At 66.3% G+C, this 26,675-nt stretch carries 24 protein-coding genes, 2 tRNA genes and 1 pseudogene; 26 read left to right on the forward strand and 1 reads right to left on the reverse strand.

Going from position 1 to position 26,675, the window contains the following annotated elements; all coding sequences use genetic code 11:
• Positions 1–37: 37 nt before the first annotated feature.
• The 16 genes and pseudogenes from uvrB to rpoS all read left to right on the forward strand — a co-directional run bounded on the left by uvrB (position 38) and on the right by rpoS (position 14,667).
• Entirely contained in the window at positions 38–2,077 is a 2,040-nt protein-coding gene (uvrB, locus tag SVA_RS08215; protein WP_096460777.1) for an excinuclease ABC subunit UvrB, read from the forward strand.
• A gap of 141 nt (positions 2,078–2,218) precedes the next feature.
• Positions 2,219–3,172 carry a phosphate ABC transporter substrate-binding protein gene (locus tag SVA_RS08220; RefSeq protein WP_197703425.1) on the forward strand — a complete coding sequence of 318 codons (954 nt, stop codon included), beginning with the start codon at positions 2,219–2,221 and terminating at the stop codon, positions 3,170–3,172.
• 54 nt (positions 3,173–3,226) lie between these two features.
• Positions 3,227–3,301: transfer RNA gene (locus SVA_RS08225), tRNA-Val, on the forward strand.
• 78 nt (positions 3,302–3,379) lie between these two features.
• Positions 3,380–5,323, forward strand: coding sequence for a threonine--tRNA ligase (thrS, locus tag SVA_RS08230; RefSeq protein ID WP_096460778.1), 1,944 nt, complete (start codon positions 3,380–3,382; stop codon positions 5,321–5,323).
• Complete coding sequence (gene infC, locus SVA_RS08235) at positions 5,310–5,828, forward strand: translation initiation factor IF-3 (protein WP_096460779.1); 519 nt, start codon at positions 5,310–5,312, stop codon at positions 5,826–5,828. The genes thrS and infC overlap by 14 nt, the downstream gene beginning before the upstream one ends.
• A gap of 57 nt (positions 5,829–5,885) precedes the next feature.
• Positions 5,886–6,083, forward strand: coding sequence for a 50S ribosomal protein L35 (rpmI, locus tag SVA_RS08240; RefSeq protein WP_096460780.1), 198 nt, complete (start codon positions 5,886–5,888; stop codon positions 6,081–6,083).
• 11 nt (positions 6,084–6,094) lie between these two features.
• Complete coding sequence (gene rplT, locus SVA_RS08245; protein WP_096460781.1) at positions 6,095–6,454, forward strand: 50S ribosomal protein L20; 360 nt, start codon at positions 6,095–6,097, stop codon at positions 6,452–6,454.
• Between the two features lie 81 nt (positions 6,455–6,535).
• Positions 6,536–7,576 carry a phenylalanine--tRNA ligase subunit alpha gene (pheS, locus tag SVA_RS08250; RefSeq protein ID WP_096460782.1) on the forward strand — a complete coding sequence of 347 codons (1,041 nt, stop codon included), beginning with the start codon at positions 6,536–6,538 and terminating at the stop codon, positions 7,574–7,576.
• Between the two features lie 64 nt (positions 7,577–7,640).
• Complete coding sequence (gene pheT / locus SVA_RS08255; protein ID WP_096460783.1) at positions 7,641–10,025, forward strand: phenylalanine--tRNA ligase subunit beta; 2,385 nt, start codon at positions 7,641–7,643, stop codon at positions 10,023–10,025.
• A gap of 41 nt (positions 10,026–10,066) precedes the next feature.
• Positions 10,067–10,414: an integration host factor subunit alpha gene (locus SVA_RS08260; protein WP_096462872.1), complete on the forward strand. Its 348-nt coding sequence runs from the start codon at positions 10,067–10,069 to the stop codon at positions 10,412–10,414.
• Positions 10,407–10,766 carry a MerR family transcriptional regulator gene (locus tag SVA_RS08265; protein ID WP_096460784.1) on the forward strand — a complete coding sequence of 120 codons (360 nt, stop codon included), beginning with the start codon at positions 10,407–10,409 and terminating at the stop codon, positions 10,764–10,766. The genes SVA_RS08260 and SVA_RS08265 overlap by 8 nt, the downstream gene beginning before the upstream one ends.
• Positions 10,767–10,814: 48 nt before the next feature.
• Positions 10,815–10,891 (forward strand) — tRNA-Pro (locus SVA_RS08270).
• A gap of 394 nt (positions 10,892–11,285) precedes the next feature.
• On the forward strand, positions 11,286–12,038 hold the full coding sequence (surE, locus tag SVA_RS08275) for a 5'/3'-nucleotidase SurE (protein WP_096460785.1): 753 nt from the start codon (positions 11,286–11,288) through the stop codon (positions 12,036–12,038).
• A complete protein-coding gene (locus tag SVA_RS08280; protein WP_096460786.1) occupies positions 12,035–12,694 on the forward strand; it encodes a protein-L-isoaspartate(D-aspartate) O-methyltransferase in 660 nt (219 codons plus the stop codon). Before surE ends, SVA_RS08280 begins: the two co-directional genes overlap by 4 nt.
• Before the next feature lie 24 nt (positions 12,695–12,718).
• Positions 12,719–13,621 (forward strand): peptidoglycan DD-metalloendopeptidase family protein, encoded by a 903-nt coding sequence (locus SVA_RS08285; protein WP_096460787.1) that lies wholly within the window; start codon positions 12,719–12,721, stop codon positions 13,619–13,621.
• Positions 13,622–13,697: 76 nt separating this feature from the next.
• A pseudogene (rpoS, locus tag SVA_RS08290) lies at positions 13,698–14,667 on the forward strand (RNA polymerase sigma factor RpoS).
• 244 nt (positions 14,668–14,911) lie between these two features.
• Here rpoS and SVA_RS08295 read toward each other — a convergent pair.
• A complete protein-coding gene (locus SVA_RS08295) occupies positions 14,912–15,298 on the reverse strand; it encodes an Mth938-like domain-containing protein (RefSeq protein WP_096460788.1) in 387 nt (128 codons plus the stop codon).
• 132 nt (positions 15,299–15,430) lie between these two features.
• Here SVA_RS08295 and alaC point away from each other — a divergent pair, with 132 nt between their 5' ends.
• The 10 genes from alaC to nagZ all read left to right on the forward strand — a co-directional run bounded on the left by alaC (position 15,431) and on the right by nagZ (position 26,630).
• Positions 15,431–16,639, forward strand: a complete 1,209-nt coding sequence (gene alaC, locus SVA_RS08300; protein ID WP_096460789.1) for an alanine transaminase — start codon at positions 15,431–15,433, stop codon at positions 16,637–16,639.
• A complete protein-coding gene (locus SVA_RS08305) occupies positions 16,636–18,018 on the forward strand; it encodes a homoserine dehydrogenase (RefSeq protein WP_096460790.1) in 1,383 nt (460 codons plus the stop codon). The genes alaC and SVA_RS08305 overlap by 4 nt, the downstream gene beginning before the upstream one ends.
• 1 nt (position 18,019) lies before the next feature.
• The gene (gene thrC, locus SVA_RS08310; protein ID WP_096460791.1) at positions 18,020–19,099 is read left to right on the forward strand and encodes a threonine synthase; all 1,080 of its coding nucleotides are present in this window, start codon (positions 18,020–18,022) and stop codon (positions 19,097–19,099) included.
• 97 nt (positions 19,100–19,196) lie between these two features.
• A complete protein-coding gene (locus tag SVA_RS08315) occupies positions 19,197–20,243 on the forward strand; it encodes a hypothetical protein (RefSeq protein WP_148665416.1) in 1,047 nt (348 codons plus the stop codon).
• Positions 20,243–21,964 carry a single-stranded-DNA-specific exonuclease RecJ gene (gene recJ / locus SVA_RS08320; protein WP_096462873.1) on the forward strand — a complete coding sequence of 574 codons (1,722 nt, stop codon included), beginning with the start codon at positions 20,243–20,245 and terminating at the stop codon, positions 21,962–21,964. The genes SVA_RS08315 and recJ overlap by 1 nt, the downstream gene beginning before the upstream one ends.
• 31 nt (positions 21,965–21,995) lie before the next feature.
• Positions 21,996–22,880 carry a cysteine synthase CysM gene (gene cysM, locus SVA_RS08325; protein WP_197703427.1) on the forward strand — a complete coding sequence of 295 codons (885 nt, stop codon included), beginning with the start codon at positions 21,996–21,998 and terminating at the stop codon, positions 22,878–22,880.
• 100 nt (positions 22,881–22,980) lie between these two features.
• A complete protein-coding gene (locus SVA_RS08330; RefSeq protein ID WP_096460794.1) occupies positions 22,981–23,766 on the forward strand; it encodes a 3'-5' exonuclease in 786 nt (261 codons plus the stop codon).
• Complete coding sequence (rlmD, locus tag SVA_RS08335; protein WP_197703428.1) at positions 23,763–25,118, forward strand: 23S rRNA (uracil(1939)-C(5))-methyltransferase RlmD; 1,356 nt, start codon at positions 23,763–23,765, stop codon at positions 25,116–25,118. Before SVA_RS08330 ends, rlmD begins: the two co-directional genes overlap by 4 nt.
• Positions 25,087–25,611 (forward strand): L,D-transpeptidase family protein, encoded by a 525-nt coding sequence (locus SVA_RS08340; RefSeq protein ID WP_096460795.1) that lies wholly within the window; start codon positions 25,087–25,089, stop codon positions 25,609–25,611. The genes rlmD and SVA_RS08340 overlap by 32 nt, the downstream gene beginning before the upstream one ends.
• Complete coding sequence (nagZ, locus tag SVA_RS08345) at positions 25,611–26,630, forward strand: beta-N-acetylhexosaminidase (protein ID WP_096460796.1); 1,020 nt, start codon at positions 25,611–25,613, stop codon at positions 26,628–26,630. The genes SVA_RS08340 and nagZ overlap by 1 nt, the downstream gene beginning before the upstream one ends.
• Positions 26,631–26,675 lie beyond the last annotated feature (45 nt).

Genomic DNA, 26,675 nt, shown 5'->3' on the forward strand with positions numbered 1-26,675 from the left:
ATTCCGGTAATATACCCGAAAGGGATTTGCCAAGACCATGATTCATCGCTTCAAGCTCGTCAGCCCCTTTGCACCCGCCGGCGACCAGCCGCAGGCCATCGGGGCGCTCGTCCAGGGATTGACCCGCTCCGACCCGGCGCAATGTCTGCTCGGCGTTACGGGCTCGGGCAAGACCTTCACGATCGCCAACGTGATCGAGCGCGTGCAGCGCCCGACCATCGTACTCGCACCCAACAAGACGCTTGCGGCGCAGCTCTACTCGGAGTTCCGCGACTTCTTTCCGGAGAACGCGGTCGAGTACTTCGTCTCGTACTACGACTACTACCAGCCCGAGGCCTACGTGCCGTCGTCGGACACGTACATCGAGAAGGACGCCTCCATCAACGAGCACATCGAACAGATGAGGCTTTCGGCCACCAAGGCGCTGCTCGAGCGTCCCGACACCATCATCGTCGCCACCGTGTCCTCGATCTACGGCCTCGGCGACCCCGCGGCGTACCACGGCATGATCCTGCACCTGAAGCGCGGTGCCACGCTCGATCAGCGCGCGATCTTGAAGCGCCTCGCGGAAATGCAGTACACGCGGAACGATATCGAGCTCCGGCGAGGCACCTTCCGGGTACACGGCGACGTGATCGACATCTTCCCGGCCGAGTCGGAGCGGCTCGCGGTGCGGGTCGAGCTTTTCGGCGACGAGATCGAAGCCCTCTCCGAGTTCGATCCGCTGACCGGCGAGGTCGCATCGCAGCTCACGCGTACGACGGTGTACCCGAAGACGCACTATGTCACCGGGCGCGACACGCTGATCCGGGCGATCGAGGAGATCAAGGTCGAGCTGCGCGAGCGCGTCGCGCACCTCCGATCGCAGGAAAAGCTCGTCGAGGCGCAACGGCTCGAATCGCGTACGCTCTACGACCTCGAGATGCTGCGCGAGGTGGGTTACTGCGCAGGCATCGAAAACTACTCACGTTATCTCTCGGGGCGAAAGGCAGGCGAGCCGCCGCCGACGCTCATCGACTACCTGCCGGACGACGCGCTCATGGTGATCGACGAGAGCCACGTCACGGTTCCGCAGCTCGGCGGCATGTACCGCGGCGACCGTTCCCGAAAGGAGACGCTGGTCGAGTACGGTTTCCGGCTGCCTTCGGCGCTGGACAACCGGCCGCTGCGTTTCGACGAATTCGAGCGATTGATGCCGCAGGTCGTCTTCGTCTCGGCCACTCCGGGGCCTTACGAACTCGAGCGGTGCCGTGGTGTGGTGATCGATCAAGTCGTACGGCCGACGGGCCTCGTGGATCCGGCGGTGGAGGTGCGTCCGGTCGCCGCGCAGGTCGACGACCTTTTATCGGCGATCCGCGAACGTGTTGCTGCGGCCGAGCGTGTTCTCGTCACGACCCTCACCAAGCGCATGGCGGAAGATCTCACCGAGTATCTCTTCGAGCACGGTGTCAGGGTGCGTTACCTGCACTCGGATATCGATACGGTCGAGCGGGCGGAGATCATCCGTGATCTGCGCTCGGGCGTGTTCGACGTTCTGGTCGGGATCAACCTGCTGCGCGAGGGGCTCGATATCCCGGAAGTGTCGCTTGTCGCGATTCTCGACGCGGACAAGGAGGGGTTCCTGCGGTCCGGACGCTCTCTCATACAGACCATCGGACGGGCAGCACGCAATATCAACGGGAAGGTGATCCTCTACGCCGACCGCGTGACCGACTCGATGCGTCAGGCGCTGGACGAAACGGACCGTCGAAGGCGCAAGCAGACTGCGCACAATGAGGCGCATGGGATCACACCGCGCGGCATCGTGAAGGACGTGAAGGAAATCATCGACGGCGTGCATCCCGCGCGCTATTCGGCCAGGGGTTCGCGGGGACGCTCAGCCCTCGCGGCGGAGGAGGAAGCCGAGTATCGCGCGATGGCGCCGGACGCCTTTGCGAAACTGCTTGGCCGCCTGGAGAAGCAGATGCACCAGCATGCGCGGAATCTGGAGTTCGAACAGGCGGCGCGCGTGCGCGACAAGATCAGGTTGCTTCGCGAGCGCAATTTCGGCGTCGTGCAGGGCGGGAAGCGACGCTGAGCGTCAGCGGTGCAGAAGCATATCGGCTAATGCTAATGCTTGAGTAGCGGAAATAGAGGGTTTTGAGCGCCGCGCACGCGAGCCTCGTCTGGAGCGATTCTTGCTGCTATTCCTTTAGTAGTTGCACAGCGAGAGGTCGCGATGAACGGAACCATTCGGAAACTGACCCTGGCCGGCGGAATGGCGGTAAGCATGCTGTTCCCGGTGCACTCCGTCCTGGCCGCCAAGACGCTGACATGGGCGGGGTGCGGCATCTCGAAGAGCGCCTTCATGTCCGAGATGGCCGAGGCCTACCGGAAGAAGACCGGCGTCGAGATCGATTTCAAGGGCGGTGGCGCGACCAAGGGCATTCGCCAGGTCGCCGCCGGCGAGGTGACGATCGGAGGAACGTGTCGGCACCTGATCGAGAGTCCCGAGACGTTTACCACGGTGCGGGAAGAGCGCCGGGTGCAGCTGACGCCCGTGGGTTGGGATGCGCTCGCGGTCATCGTGCACAAGGACAACCCGGTCGACAGCGTGACGCTCGATCAGCTGCGCGACATGTACCTGGGTCGGATCACCAACTGGAAGGAGCTCGGTGGAAACGACGCGCCGCTCGAGCTCTATGTGCGCAAGGGGAAGATCTCGGGTGTCGGCCGCACCCTGCGCGAGCTCGTGTTCAACGATTACGACATCGACTTCGTCGCCCGGCATGTTGTCGATTCGACCGGGCCGATGGAGCGCGCCATTCCGCAAAATCCACACGGCGTGGGCACCACCGGTGTCTCGAGTGCGCGCAAGCTCTCCGGCAAGGTAAAGATCCTCAAGCTCAACGGCAAGGAGCCGAGCTACGACAACATCAAAAAGGGCGATTACCTTCTCTACCGGCCGCTGTACATGGTCACGCACATGCAGAACAGCGATCCCGAGGTGAAGAAGTTCGTCGATTTCGTCCTCGGGCGGGAGGGGAAGCAGGTGATGCGCAGCGTGGGCACGGTGCCGTACGAGGACGCCATTCACCTCTGGCTCACCTATCTCGAGCAACAAAACCGGGCCCTTGCCAAGATGCACGCCCGGGCCAACACGACGGCGGCAACGCCGACGAAGGTGCGCTGATTCCAGCGGTAACTTGTTCCCGCGGGACCGGTTATGCTATTTTCCGCGCCTGATAGGCGCGTAGCTCAGTGGTAGAGCACCACCTTGACATGGTGGTGGTCGGTGGTTCGATCCCACTCGCGCCTACCAGTTCCGAGTCGCTCTGATTGAGACGAGCCCGACACGCGGCCAGTCGTAGCGGTCGCCACTGATCGAAGGGTTTGAAGTATGCCAGTCATCACGCTGCCGGACGGCAGTCAGCGTTCGTATTCCCATCCCGTCACCGTCGCGAAGATCGCCGCCGATATCGGGCCCGGGCTTGCCCGGGCGGCCCTCGCCGGCAAGGTTGACGGACGGCTGGTCGACACGTCGTTCGAAATCGGCAGCGATGCCCGAGTTGCGATCGTCACGGATCGCGACACGGAAGGCGTGGAGATCCTGCGACACTCCTCCGCGCATCTCCTCGCACACGCCGTCAAGGAGCTCTTCCCCGACGCGCAGGTGACGATCGGACCGGTCATCGAGGACGGCTTCTACTACGACTTCGCCTACGATCGCGGTTTCAGCGAGGACGACCTGCGGCGCATCGAAGCCCGAATGCATGAGATCGCAAAGCGGGACTATCCGGTCGCGCGCAGCGTCATGCCGCGGGACGAGGCGGTGCGGTTCTTCCGGGGCCAGGGTGAGGAGTACAAGGCCCGCATCATCGAGGCCATCCCGGCCGGAGAGGACATCTCGCTCTATCGACAGGGCGATTTCGTGGATCTCTGCCGAGGGCCGCATGTCCCCAGCACGGGCAAGCTCAAGGCCTTCAAGCTGACCAAAGTGGCCGGCGCCTACTGGCGCGGCGACTCGCGCAACGAGATGCTCCAGCGCGTCTATGGGACCGCATGGGCCAACAAGGAGCAGCTCGACGCCTATCTGCACCGTCTGGAGGAGGCCGAGAAGCGCGACCACCGCAAGCTCGGGCGTCAGCTGGACCTCTTCCATACCCAGGAAGAGGCGCCGGGCATGGTGTTCTGGCACGAGCGGGGATGGCGCATTTACCAGCAGATACAGCAGTACATGAGCGAGCTGTGGCGCGCCCACGGCTACAAGGAGATCCGTACGCCGCAGCTGATCGATCGGTCGCTCTGGGAGCGCTCGGGCCACTGGGAGAAGTTCCACGCGGACATGTTCATCACCGAGTCGGAGAAGCGGCTGTACGCCGTGAAGCCGATGAACTGCCCCGGACACATCCAGGTGTACAACCAGGGTCTGAAGAGCTACCGGGACCTGCCCTTGCGCCTGGCCGAGTTCGGCTCCTGCCACCGGAACGAACAGTCCGGAGCCCTGCACGGGCTCATGCGCGTGCGCGGCTTCGTGCAGGACGACGCGCATATTTTCTGCACCGAGGATCAGATCCAGGGTGAGGTCTCCGCGTTCATCGACCTGCTGCACAAGGTCTACGGCGATTTCGGCTTCAAGGAGGTACGCTACAAACTCTCGACCCGGCCGGCGAACCGGATCGGCTCGGACGAGAGTTGGGACAGGGCGGAACACGCGCTCGAACAGGCCCTGAACGGCAAAGGTCTGCCCTGGGAGCTGCAGCCGGGGGAGGGCGCCTTCTACGGGCCCAAGATCGAATTCTCCCTTCGGGACAGCATCGGTCGTGTCTGGCAGTGCGGCACCATCCAGGTCGATTTCTCCATGCCCGGGCGCCTCGGCGCGAGCTACGTGGCGGAGGACGGGACGAAAAGGGTCCCGGTCATGCTCCACCGGGCGATCCTGGGGTCGTTTGAGCGCTTTATCGGGATTCTCATAGAGGAGTACGCCGGGTCATTTCCCGCCTGGCTCGCACCGGTCCAGGCCGTGATTCTGACCATCACGGACCAGCAGAACGAGTATGCCCGGCGAGCCGAGCGCGTCCTGCGGGACCGTGGCCTCCGAGCCGAATCCGACTTGAGAAACGAAAAAATTGGCTTTAAAATCCGCGAACATACGTTACAGCGCATTCCTTATTTGCTGGTCATCGGCAAACGGGAGGCGCTCGACGGTACGGTAGCCGTGCGCACGCGGACGGGTGAGGACTTGGGCGTCATGACGCTCGAGGCGTTCAGCGAACGACTCACTCGGGAGATCGCGGGCCGCGGCATTCATATTTTGGAGGACGGTAAACATCGCGTCGGATAAAGAGTTACGGATAAACGGGCGGATCAACGCGCCCCGGGTTCGCCTCATCGGTGCAGACGGGCAGCAGGTGGGAATCGTGCCGATCCAGGAGGCGCTCAAGCGGGCGGAAGAGGCGGAGCTCGACCTCGTCGAGATCTCGCCGAATGCCGCGCCACCCGTCTGCCGTATCATGAACTACGGCAAGTTCCAGTACGAGGAGAGCAAGCGTCGCCACGCGGCGAAGAAGAAACAAAAACAGATACAGGTGAAGGAAGTGAAGTTTCGTCCCGGGACGGACATCGGGGACTATCAGGTCAAACTGCGCAACCTGATACGGTTCCTGGAAAACGGAGACAAGGCGAAGATCACTCTGCGCTTTCGCGGCCGTGAAATGGCCCACCAGGAGCTCGGGATGCAACTCCTGAAGCGCGTCGAGTCGGACCTCAAGGAATACGGCATGGTTGAGCAGCACCCGCGCCTCGAGGGCCGCCAGATGGTGATGATCGTCGGGCCTCATAAACGTTAACAGTCGTGCCTCATCGCCGCTGAAGAGCGGCCGGCACGAGAATGCGGAGTAATTGAAATGCCGAAGTTGAAGACCAACCGGGGCGCGGCCAAGCGCTTCAAGCGAACCGCGAGCGGCGGGTTCAAGCGCTCGCGCTCGCACCTGCGCCACATCCTCACGAAGAAGAGCGCCAAGCGCAAACGTCACCTGCGCGGCACCACCATGGTCCACGAGTCCGATGCCGGTCTCGTGCGACGCATGCTGCCGCACGCCTAAGGAGGGCCGCCATGCCACGCGTGAAACGCGGTGTCACCTCGCGTGCCCGCCACAACAAGGTTCTCTCCCGCGCGAAGGGCTACTACAACGCCCGGCGCAAGAACATCAAGACCGCCAAGCAGGCGGTCATGCGGGCCGATCAGTATGCCTTTCGCGATCGCCGCGCGCGCAAGCGCGATTTTCGCGGGCTGTGGATCACCCGTATCAACGCCGGGGCGCGCGAGTGCGGGTTGTCGTACAGTCGATTTATGAACGGCCTCAAGAAGGCCGCGATCGAGATCGACCGCAAGGTCCTCGCCGACCTTGCCGTCCACGACAAGAAGACCTTTTCCGTCCTGGCCGACAAAGCCAAGACCGCGCTCGCCGGCTGAGCGAGCGGTCCTCCGCCGAAGTCCGCTGAACGCGAGGGAAAGGTCCTCGACCTTTCCCTCGCTTTTGTTGGGAACGAAAGCGTGTCGGAAACCACGGAGTCCGTCCAGGCGCAGCTCGAGCGACTGCTGGCCGAGGCCGATGCGGCCGCCACTGCAGCCGGCGACGTCGCGGTCATCGAGGAACTGCGCGTTCGGTACCTGGGCAAGAAGGGGCTGCTCACGGAGCAGCTCAAGCGCCTCGGCAGCCTGCCGGCCGAGGACCGCCCGCGCGTCGGCAAGTGGGTGAACGACGCGAAGGAGGCGCTTCAGGAAACGCTGCGTGCACGTCGCGAGGCGTTGGAGACGCGCGCACAAAGCGCGCGCCTGAAGCGCGAGCGCATCGACGTGACGTTACCGGGCCGTGGTCTGCACCGGGGAGGTCCGCACCCCATCTCGCGCACACTGGAACGGCTGGAAGACCTCTTCGTCGGCATGGGGTTCGATATCGCCGACGGTCCGGAGATCGAAGACGACTTTCACAACTTCGAGGCGCTGAATATTCCGGCTCATCACCCCTCACGGGCAATGCACGATACGTTTTACTTCGATGCCCGCCGGCTGTTGCGCACTCACACCTCTCCGGTTCAGGTGAGGTACATGGAGAACCACCGGCCGCCGCTCCGGATTATCGCACCCGGGCGGGTCTACCGCTGCGACTCCGACGTGACTCATACGCCGATGTTCCACCAGATCGAAGGACTCATGGTGGACGAGCAGGTCAGCTTCGCCGACTTGAAAGGCGTACTGCACGATTTCCTTCAGCGGTTTTTCGAGCAGGATCTTAGGCTGCGCCTGCGGCCCTCGTACTTTCCGTTTACGGAACCGTCGGCCGAAGTCGACATCACCTGCGTCATGTGCGGCGGCGGCGGATGCCGCGTGTGCAAGTCGACCGGCTGGCTCGAGGTGCTGGGCTGCGGGATGGTGCATCCGGCGGTGCTTGCCCACGTCGACATCGACAGCGAGCGCTACACCGGCTTCGCGTTTGGGCTCGGCGTCGAGCGTCTTGCCATGTTGCGTTACGGCGTGAGCGACATCCGGCTGTTCTACGAGAACGATCTGAGGTTCTTGCAGCAGTTCAGTTGAGAAGGCGAACCGCCTGACACTGCGCATTCCCGTGTCCTCGGCGCGGCGCTAAAGAATTGCGTTCATGAAAATCAGCGAACAGTGGTTGCGTGAATGGGTGTCGCCGAAGCTCGACACCCCGGCGCTCGCAGAGCGGCTGACCATGGCGGGACTGGAAGTCGGCGCGGTTTCGGCCGCCGGGCCGTCCCTCGAGGGCGTGGTGGTGGGCCGGATCCGCAGGGCGTCGCCACACCCCGGCGCCGGTCGTCTGCAGGTGTGCCAGGTCCAGTCGGCCTCGAACGAGACGATTACCGTGGTCTGCGGCGCACCGAACGCGAGGGCGGGGATCAAGGTTCCGCTCGCTCTTCCGGGTGCCGTTCTTCCCGACGGTCGGCGCATCGAGCGTACGGTAATTCACGGAATCGAGTCCGCGGGCATGCTGTGTTCGGCGGCGGAACTCGGGCTGGAGGCGGAGAGCCAGGGGCTGCTCATCCTCGATTCCAGCGCGCGGGTCGGGGCGACGCTCGTGAAGCAGCTTTCCCTCGATGACGCGGTGCTGGACATCGATCTCACGCCCAACAGGGGCGACTGCCTGAGCCTCGCCGGCGTTGCGCGCGAGATCGCGGCCGTGACGGGGGCCCGACTGAGGCCTGTAGCGATACGGCGTCAGCGCGCGGTGTCGAAGGCGATTCGGCGGGTGAGAGTGAAAGCGACGCGTGACTGCCCGCGTTATGCGGGGCGAGTCATCCGTGACATCGATCCCGCGGCTCAAACACCGATCTGGTTGAGCGAACGGCTCCGGCGTAGCGGAATACGGGCCATCCATCCGGTCGTCGACGTCACGAACTACGTCATGCTGGAGCTGGGGCAACCGATGCATGCATTCGATCTCGATCGGGTGCGTGGCGATATCCAGGTGCGGCATGCCGCGCCGGGCGACGTCTTGTCGCTGCTCGACGGCCGGCGACTCGATCTGGGCGACTCGGCGGCATTGCTCATCGCCGACAGCGAGGGTCCGCTTGCTCTCGCCGGCATGATGGGAGGGGCCCGCTCGGGGGTCGGCCGGGAGACGCGCAATCTCTTCCTCGAGAGCGCCCACTTTCGTCCGGAGTCGATCGGCGGCCGGGCGCGGGCGCTCAACCTGCAGACCGAGTCGTCTCAGCGCTTCGAGCGGGGCGTCGATCCCGAGCTCGCGCGGCCGGCGCTCGAGCGGGCGACCGAGCTCCTTCTCGGCATCGTCGGCGGGGAGCCCGGGCCGATCGGCGAGGTGGTCAACCGACGTGCGCTTCCGGTCAAGTCCGCGATCGTCCTCCGGCACGCGCGCGTGGAACGGGTGCTCGGCCTCGCCGTCCCGCCTCGGGAAATTGAAACCATCCTTCGACGTCTCGGGATGCGCATACGCCGCATCAGGGGCGGATGGACCGTCGTCCCCCCGTCCTTTCGCTTCGACATCGCGATCGAGGTGGATCTGATCGAGGAAATCGCGCGTTTGCGCGGCTACGACCGTGTTCCGGTCCGGCGACCCCAGGCGGAGCTGCGTGCGCCGTCCCGACCCGAGAACCGCTTGTCCCGCGGGCGGCTGCGCACGCTTCTTGCGGACCGCGATTATCAGGAAGTCGTCACGTACAGCTTCGTGGATCCCGGCTGGCAGGAGGCTATTGAGCCGGCCCGACCGGTTCTGAAGCTCGCCAATCCGATCAGCGCCGACATGGCCGTCATGCGCACGACCCTGTGGCCCGGGCTGCTGCAGGCCGTTCTATATAACAGGAATCGGCAGCAGGGGCGGGTTCGCCTCTTCGAAATCGGCCGGCGTTTTCGAATCGCGAGCGAGGGAGCGATTCGGGAGGAGGAGGTGGTGTCCGGGGTGGTTACCGGCGAAGTCTGGCCGGAACAATGGGGGGCGTCGGGCAGGGAGATCGATTTCTTCGACGTCAAGGGAGACGTCGAGGCGCTTTTGAGCCTGGGCGGTCGTCCGAAAGACGTGCGCTTTCTGCCGGTGGAGCATCCGTCACTGCACCCGGGTCAGAGTGCTGCTATACACTTGGAAGGGGAGGAAATCGGTCGAATCGGCGTGGTGCATCCCCTGGTCCAGACGCGACTCGGTCTGGATCAGCGGGTCATTGCGTTTGAGCTCGATGTGGGGGCGCTGACGTCTGCCCATATTCCACGTTTTAGCGAGATTTCGCGCTTCCCCGCCATCCGCCGGGACCTCTCGATTACCGTGTCGGAGGACATCGCCGCGCAGCAGATCGTCGACGCCATACGTAAAGTGGTCGGGAATTTGCTTGTTAATCTCGAGCTATTCGACGAATATCGCGGCGAAGGCATTGATTCGGGACGAAAAAGTTTGAGTTTGGGCTTGACCTTACAGGATTCTTCGCGCACCCTTAAAGACGAAGAGGTTGATGCGCTCCAGAACCGGGTGACGGCGGCACTGCACTCGGAGTTCGGGGCCGAGCTTCGGGGATGAGCCCCGAGCCGTCGAAGAACAACCACGGTACGAGGACCGACATGGCCTTAACCAAAGCCGATCTGGCCGAAAGCCTTTTCAACGAGCTGGGCCTGAACAAGCGGGAGGCGAAGGAGTTCGTGGAACTCTTCTTCGAAAAGATTCGCGCGGCTCTGGTCGAAGGTGAGAACGTGAAACTGTCGGGTTTCGGCAATTTCGGGCTGCGCCACAAGAACTCGCGGCCGGGCCGTAACCCCAAGACCGGGGAGGAAATTCCGATCACCGCCCGGCGGGTGGTGACCTTTCGGGCCAGCCACAAGCTCAAGGAACGGGTTGAGCGCAACGCCAAGCTGAACGCGGACAAGATCGCGGCCGACAAGACCAATAAGCAGGCTGAAGTGAATGCTTGATCCGGCCGATAACGAAGAATTACCTCCCATTCCCAGCAAACGCTACTTCACCATCGGTGAAGTGAGTGACCTGTGCGCGGTGAAGCCGCACGTCCTGCGTTACTGGGAGCAGGAGTTCCCGCAACTCAAGCCGGTGAAGCGGCGAGGCAACCGCCGTTACTATCAGCGGCACGACGTCGTGCTGATTCGGCAAATTCGTAATCTGCTCTACGTCGAGGGCTTCACGATCAGCGGCGCGCGCAACAAGCTGGCGCCGGAGACGGCGACTCCCTTCGACCGCGAGCGTGCGCAGACCGTTCAGGCGCTTATCACAGAACTGGAAGACCTTCTGCGTTACCTCGACGAGCGCTGAGAGCTTTGTCTCTCGGCGCGACGTCGCGTATGATGGCCCCCCTACGAACGGGGCGTAGCGCAGCCTGGTAGCGCACCACCTTGGGGTGGTGGTGGTCGGAGGTTCAAATCCTCTCGCCCCGACCATCTGTCCCAGCCGTCCCTGGCGTCACTTCCCGACTTCGACCGGCCCCGGCCCGCACTTCCGTGTGCGGGCGCTCGGCCGCATGGATGCACGTTAAGTGCATCCATGAAGACCCGGCTCTCGCCCTCTCGCCCCGACCATCTGTCCCAGCCGTCCCTGGCGTCACTTCCCGACTTCGACCGGCCCCGGCCCGCACTTCCGTGTGCGGGCGCTCGGCCGCATGGATGCACGTCAAGCGCGTTTGCCGACCCCGTTGGTTCGCACAAGGGGGCCTGTTCTGTCATTTGGCCGTCCCTTTCCCGGTGACCTCCCCGGCCTTGAGCCGGTTGGTTTATGCGGGCTGTTTCCGGTATCGTCCGTGCCCGCCGATACCCTTGCTGTCAGCATCTGTGGGTCATGCGCATTCTCGTTAGCAACGATGATGGATATCTCGCACCGGGCCTCGCCTGCCTCGCCCGCGCCCTGGGCGAGTTCGCGGAGGTCGACGTGGTCGCCCCGGACCGGGATCGAAGCGGGGCCAGCAACTCCCTCACGCTCACCCGGCCGTTGCGCGCCCGGAAGGGCGAGAACGGATTCGTTTACGTCGATGGCACGCCGACGGACTGCGTGCATCTCGCCGTCACCGGGCTCATGGAGAAGCAGCCGGACATGGTCATCTCCGGAATCAACCGGGGCGCGAACCTCGGTGACGACGTGCTGTATTCGGGCACGGTCGCGGCGGCAATCGAGGGACGTTTTCTGGGCGCGCCCGCGATCGCCGTCTCGCTCGCCGGCTCCGCCGGACAGCACTACGAGACGGCGGCGGCGATCGTCGTGCGACTGGTCCACCGGCTCGAGCACGACCCGCTCCCGGCCGACACGATTCTCAACGTGAACGTGCCGGACCTTCCGCTCGAACGCATCGCCGGGCTCGAGGCCACACGTCTCGGTCACCGCCATAAATCGGAGGCCGTGGTGCGCGCCGCAGATCCGCACGGACAACCGATCTACTGGGTCGGCGCTTCGGGACCCGAAGCGGATGCCGGGCCCGGGACGGACTTCGACGCCATAAGGCGCGACTTCGTTTCCATCACCCCTTTGCAGGTCGACATGACCCGCTATACTGCCCTCGAGCAGGTCTCCTCCTGGCTGAAGAAACTGCGGACGTGAAACCCGACATCCAGGGCATCGGCATGACCTCGTTCCGCACGCGCGAGCGGTTGATCCAGAGACTGCGGGCGGGCGGGATCACCGACCAGGAGGTGCTCGACAGCGTGCGTGCGGTCCCGCGGCACGTGTTCATCGACGAAGCGCTCGCCTCGCGCGCCTACGAAGACACCGCGCTGCCGATCGGCTACGGCCAGACGATTTCGCAGCCTTACATCGTCGCCCGCATGTGCCAGTGCCTTCGTCAGGGACGGCGACTGCAGAACGTGCTCGAGATCGGTACCGGCTCCGGGTACCAGACGGCCGTTCTTTCCCGACTGGCCGAACGGGTATACACGGTCGAGCGGATCGACGCACTCCTCAAGCGCGCCCGTCTCCTGCTGCGGCGTCTGGGCGTTCTCAACGCCCATCTTCGCCACGCCGATGGCAGCCAGGGATGGCCGGAGCACGCTCCGTTCGACGGCATCGTGGTTTCCGCGGCGCCGGCGGAGATCCCGCCGCCCCTCCTGGCTCAGCTGGCACCGGGCGCGCGCCTGGTCATTCCTGTCGGTGACGCCGGTATGCAGGAACTGCTCGTGATCCAGCGGAACGAATCCGACTTCACGCGGGAGCGTCTGGAGCTGGTGAATTTCGTTCCCCTGGTCAAAGACCGCCTCTAGGCGGCGCCCGTTTACCCGAGGCGCATGCTTCGCGCAGCGGCGAACTCGACCGGACTGGTTGTCCTCGGTCTCCTCCTCCTGGTGGGCTCCTGCAGCGCGCGCACCTATGCCCCGGTGAAGGAGAGAGGGTCGGCCGCGCCGCAGCCCGACGCGCCGTATCGGGAGGTGCGCGCCGGCGAGACGCTGTACAGCATCGCCTGGGACGCCGGCCGCGATTACCGCGAGCTGGCCGCCTGGAACGACATCGACCCGCCCTACGTGATTCATCCCGGGCAGCGGTTGCGACTCCAACCGCCCGCGATCGGACGGAAACCGCCGCGCGGCGGTTCTCACAGCGTGGCGAAAGGGGAGACGCTCTACGGGATCGCCCGTTCGCGCGGGTTGCGTTATCAGGACCTCGCTCTGTGGAACGGCATCGCGCCGCCGTACACGGTGTTCCCCGGACAGCAGCTTCGCCTTTCGCCTCCCGGTGCAGAGGCGTCGGCAGCCGCGACCGGGCGGAATGCGCGCGGCACCGAAGCCCGGTCAACGGCCGCCTCGCTTCCGGCGGGCGAAGAACCGCTGGTCTGGAGCTGGCCGACGGACGGAGCGATCGTCGCGCGCTTCGCGGCGAGCGGACCGAACAAGGGAATCGATATCGCAGGCAACGCGGGACAACCGATTCGCGCCGCGGCACCGGGCGAAGTCGTGTATGAAGGCAGTGGACTTCGCGGATACGGACAGCTTATCATCGTGAAGCACAACGCAGAGTACTTGAGTGCGTATGCGCACTGCGCCGCGACCTACGTCCGAGAAGGAAGTGTGATAAAAGCGGGCCAGAAGATCGCCGAAATGGGGAGCACCGGAACCGACCGGACCAAGCTCCACTTCGAAATACGGCGGCGCGGCATCCCTGTCGATCCCTTGGAGTTCCTACCGAAGAAGTAGCATGCCTCCACGCAAACCCTCGCACGCCCGCAAGAAAGGCAGATCGAAAGACGATTACAAAGAGGTGTCTCAGGACGTGGAGGACACCGAGGAGGAGACTTCCTCCGCCGACGAGTCCGAGGAGGCCGAGGAGTCGGAGACTCGGGCGGCGGACCCCGAAGAGGCCGAGGAGCGGGAAGCACCCGCCGCCAGCACGGCGGCGGACGACACCTACGCCCAGGCCGACGCCACACGACTTTACCTGAGAGAGATCGGCTTCTCCCCCCCTGCTCACGGCGGAGGAGGAGGTCTACTACGCCCGCCGCGCGCAGCGCGGGGACATGGATTCGCGCCGCAGGATGATCGAGAGCAACCTGCGGCTGGTGGTGAAGATCGCCCGGCGATACATGAACCGCGGTCTCTCGCTCCTCGATCTCATCGAGGAGGGCAACCTCGGACTCATCCGCGCGGTCGAGAAATTCGACCCCGAGCGCGGCTTTCGCTTCTCCACCTACGCGACCTGGTGGATCCGCCAGACCATCGAGCGCGGCATCATGAACCAGACACGCACGATCCGGTTGCCGGTGCACGTGCTCAAGGAGATCAACATTTACCAGCGCGCGGCGCGCTATCTCTCGCAGAAGCTGGACCACGAGCCGACGCCCGAGGAGGTGGCACAGCTTCTCGACAAGCCGGTCGAGGACGTGAAGCAGATGCTCGGCCTGAACGAGCGCCTGGCGTCGGTGGACGCACCGCTCGACGACGACCCGGACCGCTCGTTGCTCGACGCCATCGCCGACGAACGCACGCTCGACCCGGAGAAGGCCAAGCAGCGCGAGGACCTGCACCAGCTCATCGAGTCCTGGCTCAATGAGCTCAACGACAAGCAGCGGGAGGTGGTGGAGCGGCGCTTCGGGCTGAACGGCCGCGAGATCTCGACGCTGGAAGAGGTCGGTGCCGACATCGGTGTGACCCGCGAGCGCGTTCGCCAGATTCAGGTGGAAGCCCTGAAGCGCCTTCGCGTGATCCTCGAGAAAGCGGGCTTTTCGGTCGACTCGCTGTTCTGAGCGCAAGGCAAGCGGCACCGATCGAGACGGACGCTTTTGCGTCCGGATGTCGCGATTGCGGGCGTTATTTCCTCAATGCGTGCGGGAAGGCGCGTCTGCCGGGCACCGGCCTTGGCGTTACGTTTCAGTTTCCTGGGTCCCCGCGCACTGTGGCGATGCGCTTCCCGCTCCGCGGGTTGGCCCATGGCGCGCGTCTTCGGTCTCCCTGGCGCTCGGCGGCGGGCAGTCTTAAGTGTCTTCGCGGCTAGTCCGCCTCGCCCTCGATCATCAGCAACGCCGCCACCACACGGCGGCCTTCCGCCATGAGGACGTTGTAGGTCCGGCAGGCCGCGCCCGTATCCATGATCTCGAAGCCGATGCCCGCCCGTGCCAGGGGTTCGACCAGCCCGGGCGGCGGAAAGCGCAACCGGGCACCGGTGCCGATCAGCACGATCTCGGGCGCGAGCGCCGCCACCGGCTCGAAATGCGCGGGGGCGAGCGCGACGAAGCTCTGGGGCGGCCAGTCGGCCACGATCCGCTCCGGGCTCACCAGCACGCTCGTCCGGTAGATTTCCCGGTTGATGGTCACCTGACCGCGCGCGTACGAGCGGATCACGTTCTGACCGGAAGGCATGTCGAGCCGTATCTGCATGCGGGCCGTCGAAAAGAGGCGGCGGGGCGTCGGGCGGATTCCCGTCTTGGGCGCCGCACCCTATAATACAAGGGATTTCGCGCCTAGCCGCGCACGCGCATACTACAACAGCCTGCCTATCCCCGGTACCGAATGGACGAATTTCCACGCATCAAGCGGCTTCCGCCCTACGTCTTCAACATCGTCAATGAGCTGAAGGCGCAGGCCCGTCGGCGCGGTGAGGACATCATCGACTTCGGGATGGGCAACCCCGACGGGCCGACGCCGCCACACATCGTCGCCAAGCTCTGCGAGGCGGCGCAGCGGGAGGACACACACCGCTACTCGGTCTCGAAGGGCATCCCGCGCCTGCGACGGGCGATCTGCAACTGGTACAAGCGCCGGTTCAGTGTAGACCTCGATCCGGACAGCGAGGCGATCGTGACCATCGGCTCGAAGGAAGGTCTGGCGCACCTCGCGCTGGCGACCGTGGATCGCGGCGACGCCGTGCTCGTGCCCAATCCTTCGTACCCGATCCATCCCTACGGCTTCGTGATTGCGGGAGCCGACATCCGGCACGTGCCGCTCGTACCCGGACTCGATTTCTTCGCCGAGCTCGAGAAGGCCATACGCGACTCGTGGCCGAAGCCGAAGATGCTCGTGCTCAACTTTCCGGCCAACCCGACCGGGCAGTGCGTCGAGCTCGATTTCTTCGAAAAGGTCGTCGCCATCGCCCGCGAGCACAAGATCTGGGTCCTTCACGATCTCGCCTATGCCGACATCGTGTTCGACGGGTACGTCGCGCCGTCGATCCTGCAGGTGCCCGGCGCGAAGGACGTGGCCGTCGAGTTCTTCACCCTGTCGAAGAGCTACAACATGCCCGGCTGGCGCGTCGGCTTCATGTGCGGCAACCCGAAGCTGGTCTACGCGCTCGCGCGCATGAAGTCTTACCTCGACTACGGCATGTTCACGCCGATCCAGGTCGCGGCGATCCTCGCGCTGGACGGGCCGCAGGACTGTGTCGAGGAGGTGCGGACCAAGTATCAGAAGCGGCGCGACGTGTTGTGCAACGGCCTGTTCGCCGCGGGGTGGCTGGTCGACAAGCCGCGAGCGACGATGTTCGTCTGGGCCCGCATCCCGGAGCCGTACCGGCACCTGGGCTCGCTCGAGTTCTCGAAGAAGCTGCTCGCCGAAGCGAAGGTCGCGGTGTCGCCCGGAATCGGCTTCGGCGAGTACGGCGACGAGTACGTCCGCTTCTCGCTCATCGAGAACGAGCACCGCACGCGGCAGGCGATCCGCTCGATCCGCGACGTGCTTCGGCGCGAGCGCCTGCTGGCCGAAGCCCGGCTCGGCAGCGCATGAGCCGCGCTTCCGTGCAGCGCCCGGCCGCCGGGCCGCGCGAGGCGGGCGCCGGCGCGGCGGCACCCGTCCGTGTCGGAATCCTCGGCCTCGGGACCGTCGGCTGCGGAACGGTCAACGTGCTGCTGCGCAATGCGCAGGAGATCACGCGCCGCGCCGGCCGGCGCATCGAGATCGTCCAGGCCTCGGCCCGCGACATCGGAAAGAAGCGCGCCTGCCCCACCAGCGGCATCGCGCTCGTACCCGATGCCGAGAGCGTGGTGCGCAACCCCGACATCGACGTCATTGTCGAGCTGATCGGCGGCCTCGATCCGGCCCGTGCGCTCGTGCTCGAGGCGATCGGGCAGGGCAAGCACGTCGTGACGGCGAACAAGGCGCTGATCGCGTTGCACGGCAACGAGATCTTTCGCGCGGCCCAGGAACGCGGCGTCATGGTGGCGTTCGAGGCGGCCGTGGCGGGCGGCATTCCGATCATCAAGGCGATCCGCGAGGGTCTCACCGCCAACCGCATCGAGTGGCTGGCCGGAATCATCAACGGCACCAGCAATTTCATCCTGAGCGAAATGCGGGAGAAGGGCGCGGACTTCGCGGACGTGCTGCGGGAGGCGCAGCGGCTCGGCTACGCCGAAGCGGATCCCACGTTTGACGTCGAAGGCGTCGATGCGGCGCACAAGCTCACGATTCTCGCCGCCATCGCCTTCGGGATTCCGCTCAAGTTCCGGGACGCCTACGTCGAAGGCATCTCGCGCGTGACGCGTCTCGACGTGTCGTACGCGGAAGAGCTCGGCTATCGGCTGAAGCTCCTCGGTATCGCACGACGCACGGAGAGCGGGGTCGAGCTGCGCGTCCATCCCACCCTGATTCCGCGCAGGCGACTGATCGCCAATGTCGAGGGCGCGATGAACGCGGTGCTGGTGAAGGGCGATGCCGTCGGTCCGACGCTCTTCTACGGCGCGGGTGCGGGCTCCGAGCCCACCGCCTCCGCCGTAGTCGCGGACCTGGTCGACGTCGTGCGCACGCTGACGACCGACCCGACGAACCGCGTGCCGCACCTCGCGTTCCAGCCCGACGCGCTCGAAGACCTCTCGATCCTTGCGATGGAGGAGGTGAGGACTTCGTACTACCTGCGCATGCACGCCGAGGACCGCCCGGGCGTCCTTGCCGACGTCACCCGGATCCTCGCGGACCTCCAGATCAGCATCGAGGCGATCCTGCAGAAGGAGCCCGCCGAGGGCGAGAGCGTGGTGCCGATCATCATCCTCACCCACCGCGTGGTCGAGCGCAGCATGAACGCGGCGATCGCGCGCATCGAATCGCTCGGCCCGATACAGGGACGGGTCACCCGCATCCGCCTGGAACACCTGCACGCCGACTGGCACTGACATGACCACGACGACCCGCTACACCGGGCTGATCGACAAGTATCGCGATCGGCTGCCCGTTCACGACGACACGCGCATCATCAGCCTGGGCGAGGGCAACACGCCGCTCATTCGTCTCGGCAACATCCCGCGCGACCTGCCGCGCGAGGTCGATATCTACGTCAAGTACGAAGGCCTCAATCCGACCGGCTCGTTCAAGGACCGCGGCATGACCATGGCGGTGACCAAGGCGGTCGAGGAGGGGAGCCGCGCGATCATCTGCGCTTCCACCGGGAACACCTCGGCCTCGGCGGCGGCGTATGCCGCGCGCGCCGGCATCGCCTGCTTCGTGCTGATCCCGGACGGCAAGATCGCGCTCGGCAAGCTCGCCCAGGCGATCGTGCACGGCGCCGCGGTGTTGCAGATCCAGGGGAACTTCGACGCCGGCATGCAGATCGTGAAGGACGTCGCGGGCCAGGCGCCGGTGACGATCGTCAATTCCATCAATCCGTTTCGCCTGCAGGGCCAGAAGACGGCGGCGTTCGAGATCTGCGAGGCGCTCGGCGCCGCGCCGGACTATCACTGCCTCCCGGTCGGCAACGCGGGCAACATCAGCGCCTACTGGATGGGCTATTCCGAGTACGCCGAGCACGGCATCGTGAACAACCGTCCGGTCATGGTGGGCTACCAGGCGAGTGGCGCCGCACCGTTCCTGGCGGGGCGGATGATCGACAACCCGGAGACGGTCGCGACCGCCATCCGGATCGGCCATCCGCAGTCGTGGGACAAGGCGTGGCGCGCGCAAAAGGAGTCCGGCGGCTGGTTCGACCGGTGCGACGACGAGGAGATACTCGCCGCGCAGCAGCTCCTCGCCCGGAAGGAGGGCATCTACTGCGAGCCCGCCTCGGCCATCTCCATCGCCGGGCTGCTGCGCGACGTGCGCACGGGAAAAATCGCCTCCGGCAGTCGCGTGGTGTGCACGCTGACCGGACATGGCCTGAAGGACCCGGACATCGCGCTCAAGCAGGCGGGCGCGACCGTGACGCGCATTCCCGCCGAGCTCGGGGCGGTGCGCCAGGCCATCCTGGATCGGCTGGCGTGAGATCCGGCGGCGCCTCCCGGGACGGCCTGCCGGTGCTCGATCTGCCTGCCGATCCTGCCTCGCCGCGGCTCGACGCAATCTGCCTTCGACAATGGCGGTGAGCCGTCCCCGGACGTCCCCTTCCGCCTCGCTCACGCTGTTCGTTCCCGGGCTGTTCAGCCCGCCGCCGTCGCTCGACGCCGACGACCTTGCGCCTCTCGTCACTCCCGCCCTGGACACGTGGCTCGCACGGGCCGACCCGGAGACCCGCGCCGGGGCCTCCGGGATGGAGGCGGCGCTCTTCGCGCTCTTCGGAGTCGACCCCCCGCGGGACGCGGACCTGCCCGTCGCGGCCGTCACACGCGTCGTGGACATGGGCGTGATCGACAACGAATGGTGGATGCGGGCCGACCCGGTTCATCTGCGGCCGGAACGGGACCGCCTGATCCTGCTCGACACGCAGCTCGTGCCGCTCGCGGTGGAGGAAGCCCAGGCGCTCGTCGCCGAGCTGATGCAGACCTACGGGGACGAGGGATGGGTACTGAAGGCGCCGCATCCGGCACGCTGGTACCTCAAGCCGCCGCGCGAGCATCGCCTCGTGACCACTCCGGTCACGGAGATCGTCGGGCGGGACATTCACCCGCACCTGCCGCGGGGCGAGGAGGGCGCGACCTGGCGCGGCCTTCTGAACGAGATGCAGATCCTGCTCCACACCACGCGCGCGAACGAGGTCCGCGAGGCGCGGGGCGAGCTCGCGATCAACAGCGTGTGGTTCTGGGGCAGCGGTCGGCTGCCCGCCGTCCGCGGAAGCGGCTGGGCGCGCGTGTGCGGTGACGAGCCGGTCGCCCTCGGGCTGGCGCGCCTCGCCGGCGTGCCGGCGACGTCGGTGCCTCCGCGTTTCAGCGACCTGACATCCGACGTCGGGCGGCAGCTGGTCGTCCTCGAGGCCGCCCACGCGGCGGCGCAGTACCGGGAGGCGCGCAACTGGCGCGAGGCCGTCCAGCGACTGGAGCGCGACTGGATCGGGCCGGCGTACGAAGCCGTTCGCGCAGGCAAGCTCGCGGAGGCGGTCCTGTGCGCGGAAAATCAGCGGGTATTCCGGTTGGGCCGCCGGGCAGCGCGCCGCTGGTGGCGGCGACGCCGACCGCTGGAGGCGTACGCGTGATCCCCCGTGCCATCCGCCGCCGTCCGGTCGCTCCGGACGCCGTATTGCCCACGGGACTGCACCCGGTGCTCGCCCGGATCTACCGGGCGCGCAACCTTTCGAGCACGGCGGAGCTCGACCACTCGTTCGACAGCCTGCTTTCGCCCATGGCGCTGAAGGACATCGACCGGGCCGTCGCGCTGCTCGCCGGCACGATCGAGGACCAGCGCCGCATCCTGGTCGTCGCGGACTTCGACGCCGACGGGGCGACGAGCTGTGCGCTGGTGGTGCGCGCATTGCGCTCGCTCGGTGCGCATCACGTCGACTATGTCGTGCCGAATCGCTTCGAGTACGGGTACGGTCTCACGCCCGAGATCGTCGCGCTGGCGGCCGAACGCGAGCCGGATCTGCTGATCACCGTCGACAACGGCATTTCGAGCGTCGAAGGCGTGCGGGCGGCTCGGGCCCGCGGCATCGCGGTGCTGATCACCGATCACCACCTGCCCGGGCCGGAGCTGCCGGAGGCCGACGCGATCATCAATCCGAACCAGCGCGGCTGCTCCTTCCCGAGCAAGAATCTGGCGGGGGTCGGCGTCGCGTTTTACTGCATGCTCGCGCTGCGCGCCCGCCTTCGGGCAAACGGATGGTTTGCGCGACGCGGGCTTCCGGAGCCCAACCTTGCGCGCCTGCTCGACCTCGTCGCGCTGGGTACCGTGGCCGATCTCGTACCGCTCGATCGCAACAACCGGATACTCGTCGCCCAGGGCATCGCGCGGGTGCGCAGCGGATTGGGCTGCCTGGGCGTGCGGGCGCTCGCGGCCGTGGCCGGTCGCCGCGTCGACGGCCTGACCGCCTGCGATCTCGCTTACGCCGTCGCGCCGCGCCTCAACGCCGCCGGGCGACTCACGGACATGGCGCTGGGCATCGAGTGCCTGCTGGCCGACGACGAGACGCGGGCGCACGACATGGCCGTGAAGCTCGACGGGCTCAACCGCGAGCGCCGCGTCATCGAGGCGGAGATGCAGGCGCAGGCCCTGGCCGCCCTCGATGCCCTCCGCCTCGATGCCGCGAGCCTGCCGCGCGGACTTTGCCTGCACGACGACAGCTGGCACCAGGGCGTGATCGGGCTGGTCGCCTCGCGCCTGAAGGAGCGTCTCCATCGTCCGGTGATCGCCTTCGCGCCGTCCTCGGACACGGACCTGAAGGGCTCGGCGCGTTCCATTCCGGGCCTGCACATCCGCGATGCCCTCGACGCCGTCGCCGCGCGCCATCCGGGGCTGATCGCCCGTTTCGGCGGGCACGCCATGGCGGCCGGACTGACGCTCGCGCGTGCGCATCTCGACGCGTTCCGTGCCGCCTTCGATCGGGAAGTGAGCCGGCTGATCGCCGAGGACGATCTCCGGGGCCACGTGCTGACGGACGGCGAGCTGCGCGACGAGGAGCTGACGCTCGAAGTCGCGCAGCTGCTGAGGGACGGCGGGCCCTGGGGGCAGGGTTTTCCCGAGCCGCTGTTCGACGGCAGCTTCGAGGTCGTCGAGCGCCGCGTCGTGGGCGAGCGGCACGTCAAGCTGCGGGTGAAGCAGGACGGCGGCCGCACGTTCGAGGCGATCGGTTTTCACCTTGCGCCGACAGGCGAGCCTCCCGGGTGGTCTCGCCTGCGTGCAGCTTATCGGCTGGACGTGAACGACTATCGCGGAACGCGCACGCTCCAGCTCGTGCTCGAGCACGTCGAGCCGAGTTAAAACCGCCTTCCGAAACGTGTAAATTAGCCGGGTGCAAACGCTCGAACAGTTCGTCGGCAACACGCCGCTGGTGCGCCTCCAGCGGCTGCCCGGCCGCACGTCGAACGCCGTCCTGGCGAAGCTCGAAGGCAACAACCCCGCGGGCTCCGTGAAGGATCGTCCGGCGCTCAGCATGATCCGGCATGCGGAGCAGCGGGGCGAGATCCGCCCCGGCGACACGCTGATCGAAGCGACGAGCGGCAACACCGGCATCGCGCTCGCCATGGTCGCGGCCATGAAGGGCTACCGCATGGTGCTGATCATGCCGGAGCACCTGAGCGTCGAGCGGCGCGCCGTCATGAAGGCGTTCGGGGCCGAGCTTATCCTGGTGACCCGGAAGGAGGGCATGGAGGGCGCGCGCGATCTCGCCGGGAAGATGGAGCGCGAGGGAAAGGGAAAGGTGCTCGACCAGTTCGCCAACCCCGACAACCCGCTCGCGCACTACGAGGGGACGGGACCCGAAATCTGGCGGGATACCGAAGGGCGCGTCACGCATTTCGTGAGCTCGATGGGGACCACCGGTACGATCATGGGCACCGGACGGTTTCTGAAGGAGCAGAACCCGAACATCCAGATCGTCGGCGTGCAGCCCGGTCCCAATGCGTCGATTCCCGGTATCCGGGCCTGGCCGAAAGAGTACCTGCCCAGGATCTACGACCCGGCACGCGTGGACCGCATCCTGGAGGTCACGCAGCAGGAGGCGGAGGACATGACGCGCCGGCTGGCGCGGGAGGAGGGCATCTTCTGCGGCGTGTCCTCGGGTGGCGCCGTTTCGGCGGCCTTGCGGCTCTCGGCGGAAATACAGAACGCGACGATTGTCACGATAATTTGCGACCGCGGCGACCGCTACCTCTCGACCGGCGTTTTTCCCGACTGAACGAGCACGACGTTGCCGACGGAATGCAGGACGGCGCAATGAAAGCGGGGCGCGACTTTCCTTCGTGTGTATCCGCGACCGGCCGCGTCTCGACAATCACATGAACATTCTCGCATTCGACATCGAAACCATCCCGGACGTGGAAGCGGGCCGGCGCCTGTATGGCCTCGACGATCTGAGCGACGCGGACATGGCGCGGGTGATGGCCATGAAACGGCGCGAGCAGACCGGCGAGTCCGAGTTCCTGCGCCATCACCTGCATCGCATTGCGGCGATTTCCGCGGTGTTGCGGCGCGGCGACGCCCTGCGCATCTGGTCGCTCGGCGAGCCGGGCTCCGACGAGCGCGAGCTCATCCAGCGCTTCTTCGACGGCGTGGAGAAGTACAGCCCGACGCTGGTCTCGTGGAACGGCTGCGGCTTCGACCTGCCGGTCCTGCACTACCGGGCCCTGCGGCACGGCGTGCCGGCGCCGCGCTACTGGGAGACCGGCGCGGAAGACCAGAGCTTCCGTTTCAACAACTACGTCAATCGCTATCACGAGCGGCACACGGACCTGATGGACGTGCTGTCCGCGTACCAGGCGAGGGCTTCGGCCCCGCTCGACGAGATCGCGGTGCTGCTCGGCTTTCCCGGAAAAATGGGGCGCAGCGGCGCACACGTCTGGGACCAGTATCAGGCCGGTCAGATCGATGACATCCGCAACTACTGCGAGACCGACGCGCTCAACACGTACCTGATCTATCTGCGCTACGAGCTGATGCGCGGCAACCTGGATGCCGCCGGCTACGAACGCGAAATCGAGCTCGTGCGCGCCACGCTGCGCTCCTGCGACCGACCGCACCTTCATGGGTTCCTGAATGCCTGGGAGGGAGGGCGGGCGGCATGATGCACGCGGCATTCCCGGGTACCGAGACGACGGGTCCGGCCCAGGCGCGGCGCGGCGAGGAGGCGGAGGCGCGCATCGAGTCGCTCGACTACGAAGGACGGGGCGTCGCGCGGATCGACGGCAAGGCGACGTTTATCGACGGCGCGCTTCCGGGCGAGCGCGTGCGATTCCGCTATCACCGCAAGCGTCGCCGCCACGACGAAGGATCGGTCATCGAGGTGATCGAGCAAAGCCCCGATCGCGTTGCCCCCCCGTGTCGGCATTTCGGCCGCTGCGGCGGTTGCAGCCTGCAACATCTGGCGCCGCCCGCACAGATCGCGGCCAAACAGCGAGTCCTCGCGGAGAACCTTCGGCGCATCGGGCGGGTCGCACCCGAACGCTGGCTTCCGCCGATTCTCGGACCCGACCGAGGCTACCGACGCCGGGCGCGCCTCGGGGTACGGGACGTTCCGAAGAAGGGCGGCGTGCTGGTGGGGTTTCGCGAAAAGCGGCGCTCGTACATCACGCCGCTCGACGACTGCCTGACGCTCGACCGCCGCGTCGCGGTGCTCCTGCCGGCGCTGCGCGAGCTGGTCGCCGGGCTGTCGCGTCCGGACCGGCTTCCCCAGATCGAGGCCTCGGCGGGGGACGAGGCGGTCGCGCTGGTCTTCCGCCACCTCGAGCCGCTCACGGAGGCCGACCTCCGGCGCTTGCGCGCTTTCGGAGAGGCGCATGACGTGCAGGTGCATTTGCAGCCCGACACGCCGGATTCGGTGCGGGCGCTGTGGCCCGATCCCGCGCCCGAGCTGGGCTACGCGCTGCCGGAGTTCGAAGTGCGCCTGGTCTTCAGGCCCACCGACTTCGTCCAGGTCAATGCCGAGGTGAACCGTCGCCTCGTGCACCAGGCGATGGAGCTGCTCGCGATCGCCCCGGACGACGCCGTCCTCGATCTCTTTTGCGGCCTGGGAAACTTCACCCTCGCGGCTGGGAGGCAGGCGAAGCGGGTGCTCGGGATCGAGGCGGAGCCGCGGCTCATCGCGCGGGCACGGGCCAACGCCGAACGAAACGGGCTGACGAACGTCGAGTTTCGGACGGCGGATCTCGCCGGCCTGCTCGACCCGGCGCCCTGGGAAGGTTTTCGTTTCGAAAGGCTGCTTCTCGATCCGCCCAGGACCGGGGCGATCGAGGCGATCCGTGCACTGCCGGCCGACGGGGCGCGGCGGATCGTCTATGTGAGCTGTAATCCGGCCACGCTCGCGCGCGACAGCCAGTATCTCGTGGAGGTGCTCGGCTACCGGCTCTCGGCGGCGGGGGTCGCCGACATGTTTCCGCACACCGCTCATGTCGAATCCCTCGCCCTGTTCGTCAAGTAAGCCGGTCCCCGATCGGGCGATCGAGGTGGACGTGCCGTCCCAGACGCTGGTGCTGCGCGACCGTGCCGGCCGCGTGCTTTTCGAGGCCCGGGTCGCCACGGCGCGAAACGGGCCGGGCGAACGCCGGCACAGCGAATGCACGCCCCGCGGGCGGCACATTGTCCGCGCCAAGATCGGGGCAGGACAGCCGCTGAACGCGGTATTCGTCTCCCGCAGACCCACCGGCGAGATCTACAGCCCCGAGCTGCGCGGTCTCTATCCCAATCGCGACTGGATTCTGACCCGGATCCTTTGGCTCTCGGGGCTCGAGCCCGGCCGGAACCGGTTGGGCGAAGTCGACACGATGAGACGCTACATCTACATCCACGGCTGCCCGGACGAGGACCCGATGGGCGTCCCGAGCTCCCGGGGCTGCGTGAAGATGCGAAATACCGAGATCGTGACGCTGTACGACCTCGTCCCGCCCGGCACGCCCGTCACGATCCGGGGCTGATGACCCTCGGCCCCGTCATGCTCGACCTCGCCGGACCGGCGCTCACCGCCGAGGAGCGCGAGCGTCTGCGCCATCCCCTGGCCGGCGGCGTCATCCTGTTCTCCCGCAACTACGAGTCGCCCGAGCAGGTGGCCGCGCTGAGCGCCGAAATCCATGCCCTGCGGGAACCGAGGCTATTGATCGCGGTGGACCACGAGGGCGGGCGGGTGCAGCGTTTCCGCGAGGGGTTCACGCGCTTGCCGGCGGCACGGCGCTTCGGCGAGCTCTACGACGCGAACCCGAAGCGCGCGAAACGCCTGGCGCAGGCCGCGGGGTGGCTCATGGCGGCCGAGCTGCGCGCCGTCGGCGTCGATTTCAGCTTCGCTCCGGTGCTGGACCTCGACCGTGGGCTCAGTACCATCATCGGCGATCGGGCGTTCCACTCGATGGCCGACGCGGCCGCGGACCTCGCCAGCTCGTACGTGCTGGGCATGAGCGAGGCGGGGATGGCGGCGACCGGAAAGCATTTCCCCGGCCACGGCGGTTGCGTCGCCGACTCGCACCTCGAGCTCCCCGTCGACGACCGCGCCTATGCCGATATCGAGGCGGAAGACCTCATTCCCTTCGAGCGCCTCATCGGGCACGGGCTTGCCGGCATCATGCCGGCGCACGTCCTGTATCCCCGCGTCGACGCGCAGCCCGCGGGCTTCTCGCGCTTCTGGCTCCGGAAGGTTCTGCGCGGCCGCCTTGGATTCGAGGGCGTCATCTTCAGCGACGACCTGTCGATGGAGGGCGCAAAGGGCGCCGGCGGCGTGACGGAAAGGGCTCGTCTGGCGCTCGAGGCCGGATGCGACATGGTTCTCGTCTGCAACGATCCGGCGGCCGCCGGCGAGGTTCTGGAGAAGCTCCGTGCGCCCGACAATCCGGCCTCGCCGCTGCGCCTCGTGCGCATGCACGGCCGGCCCGCGCCGGATCGCGTGCAGCTCGCGACCGCGTCGGCGTACCGCGATACGGTTCAGATGATGGTCAACCTCGCCTGAAAAAAATCTCGAAGTTTATTGATTCGCTGCTAAGATGACCGATAA

Origin of the sequence: Sulfurifustis variabilis, assembly GCF_002355415.1 — a bacterium.
GTDB lineage: Bacteria > Pseudomonadota > Gammaproteobacteria > Acidiferrobacterales > Sulfurifustaceae > Sulfurifustis > Sulfurifustis variabilis.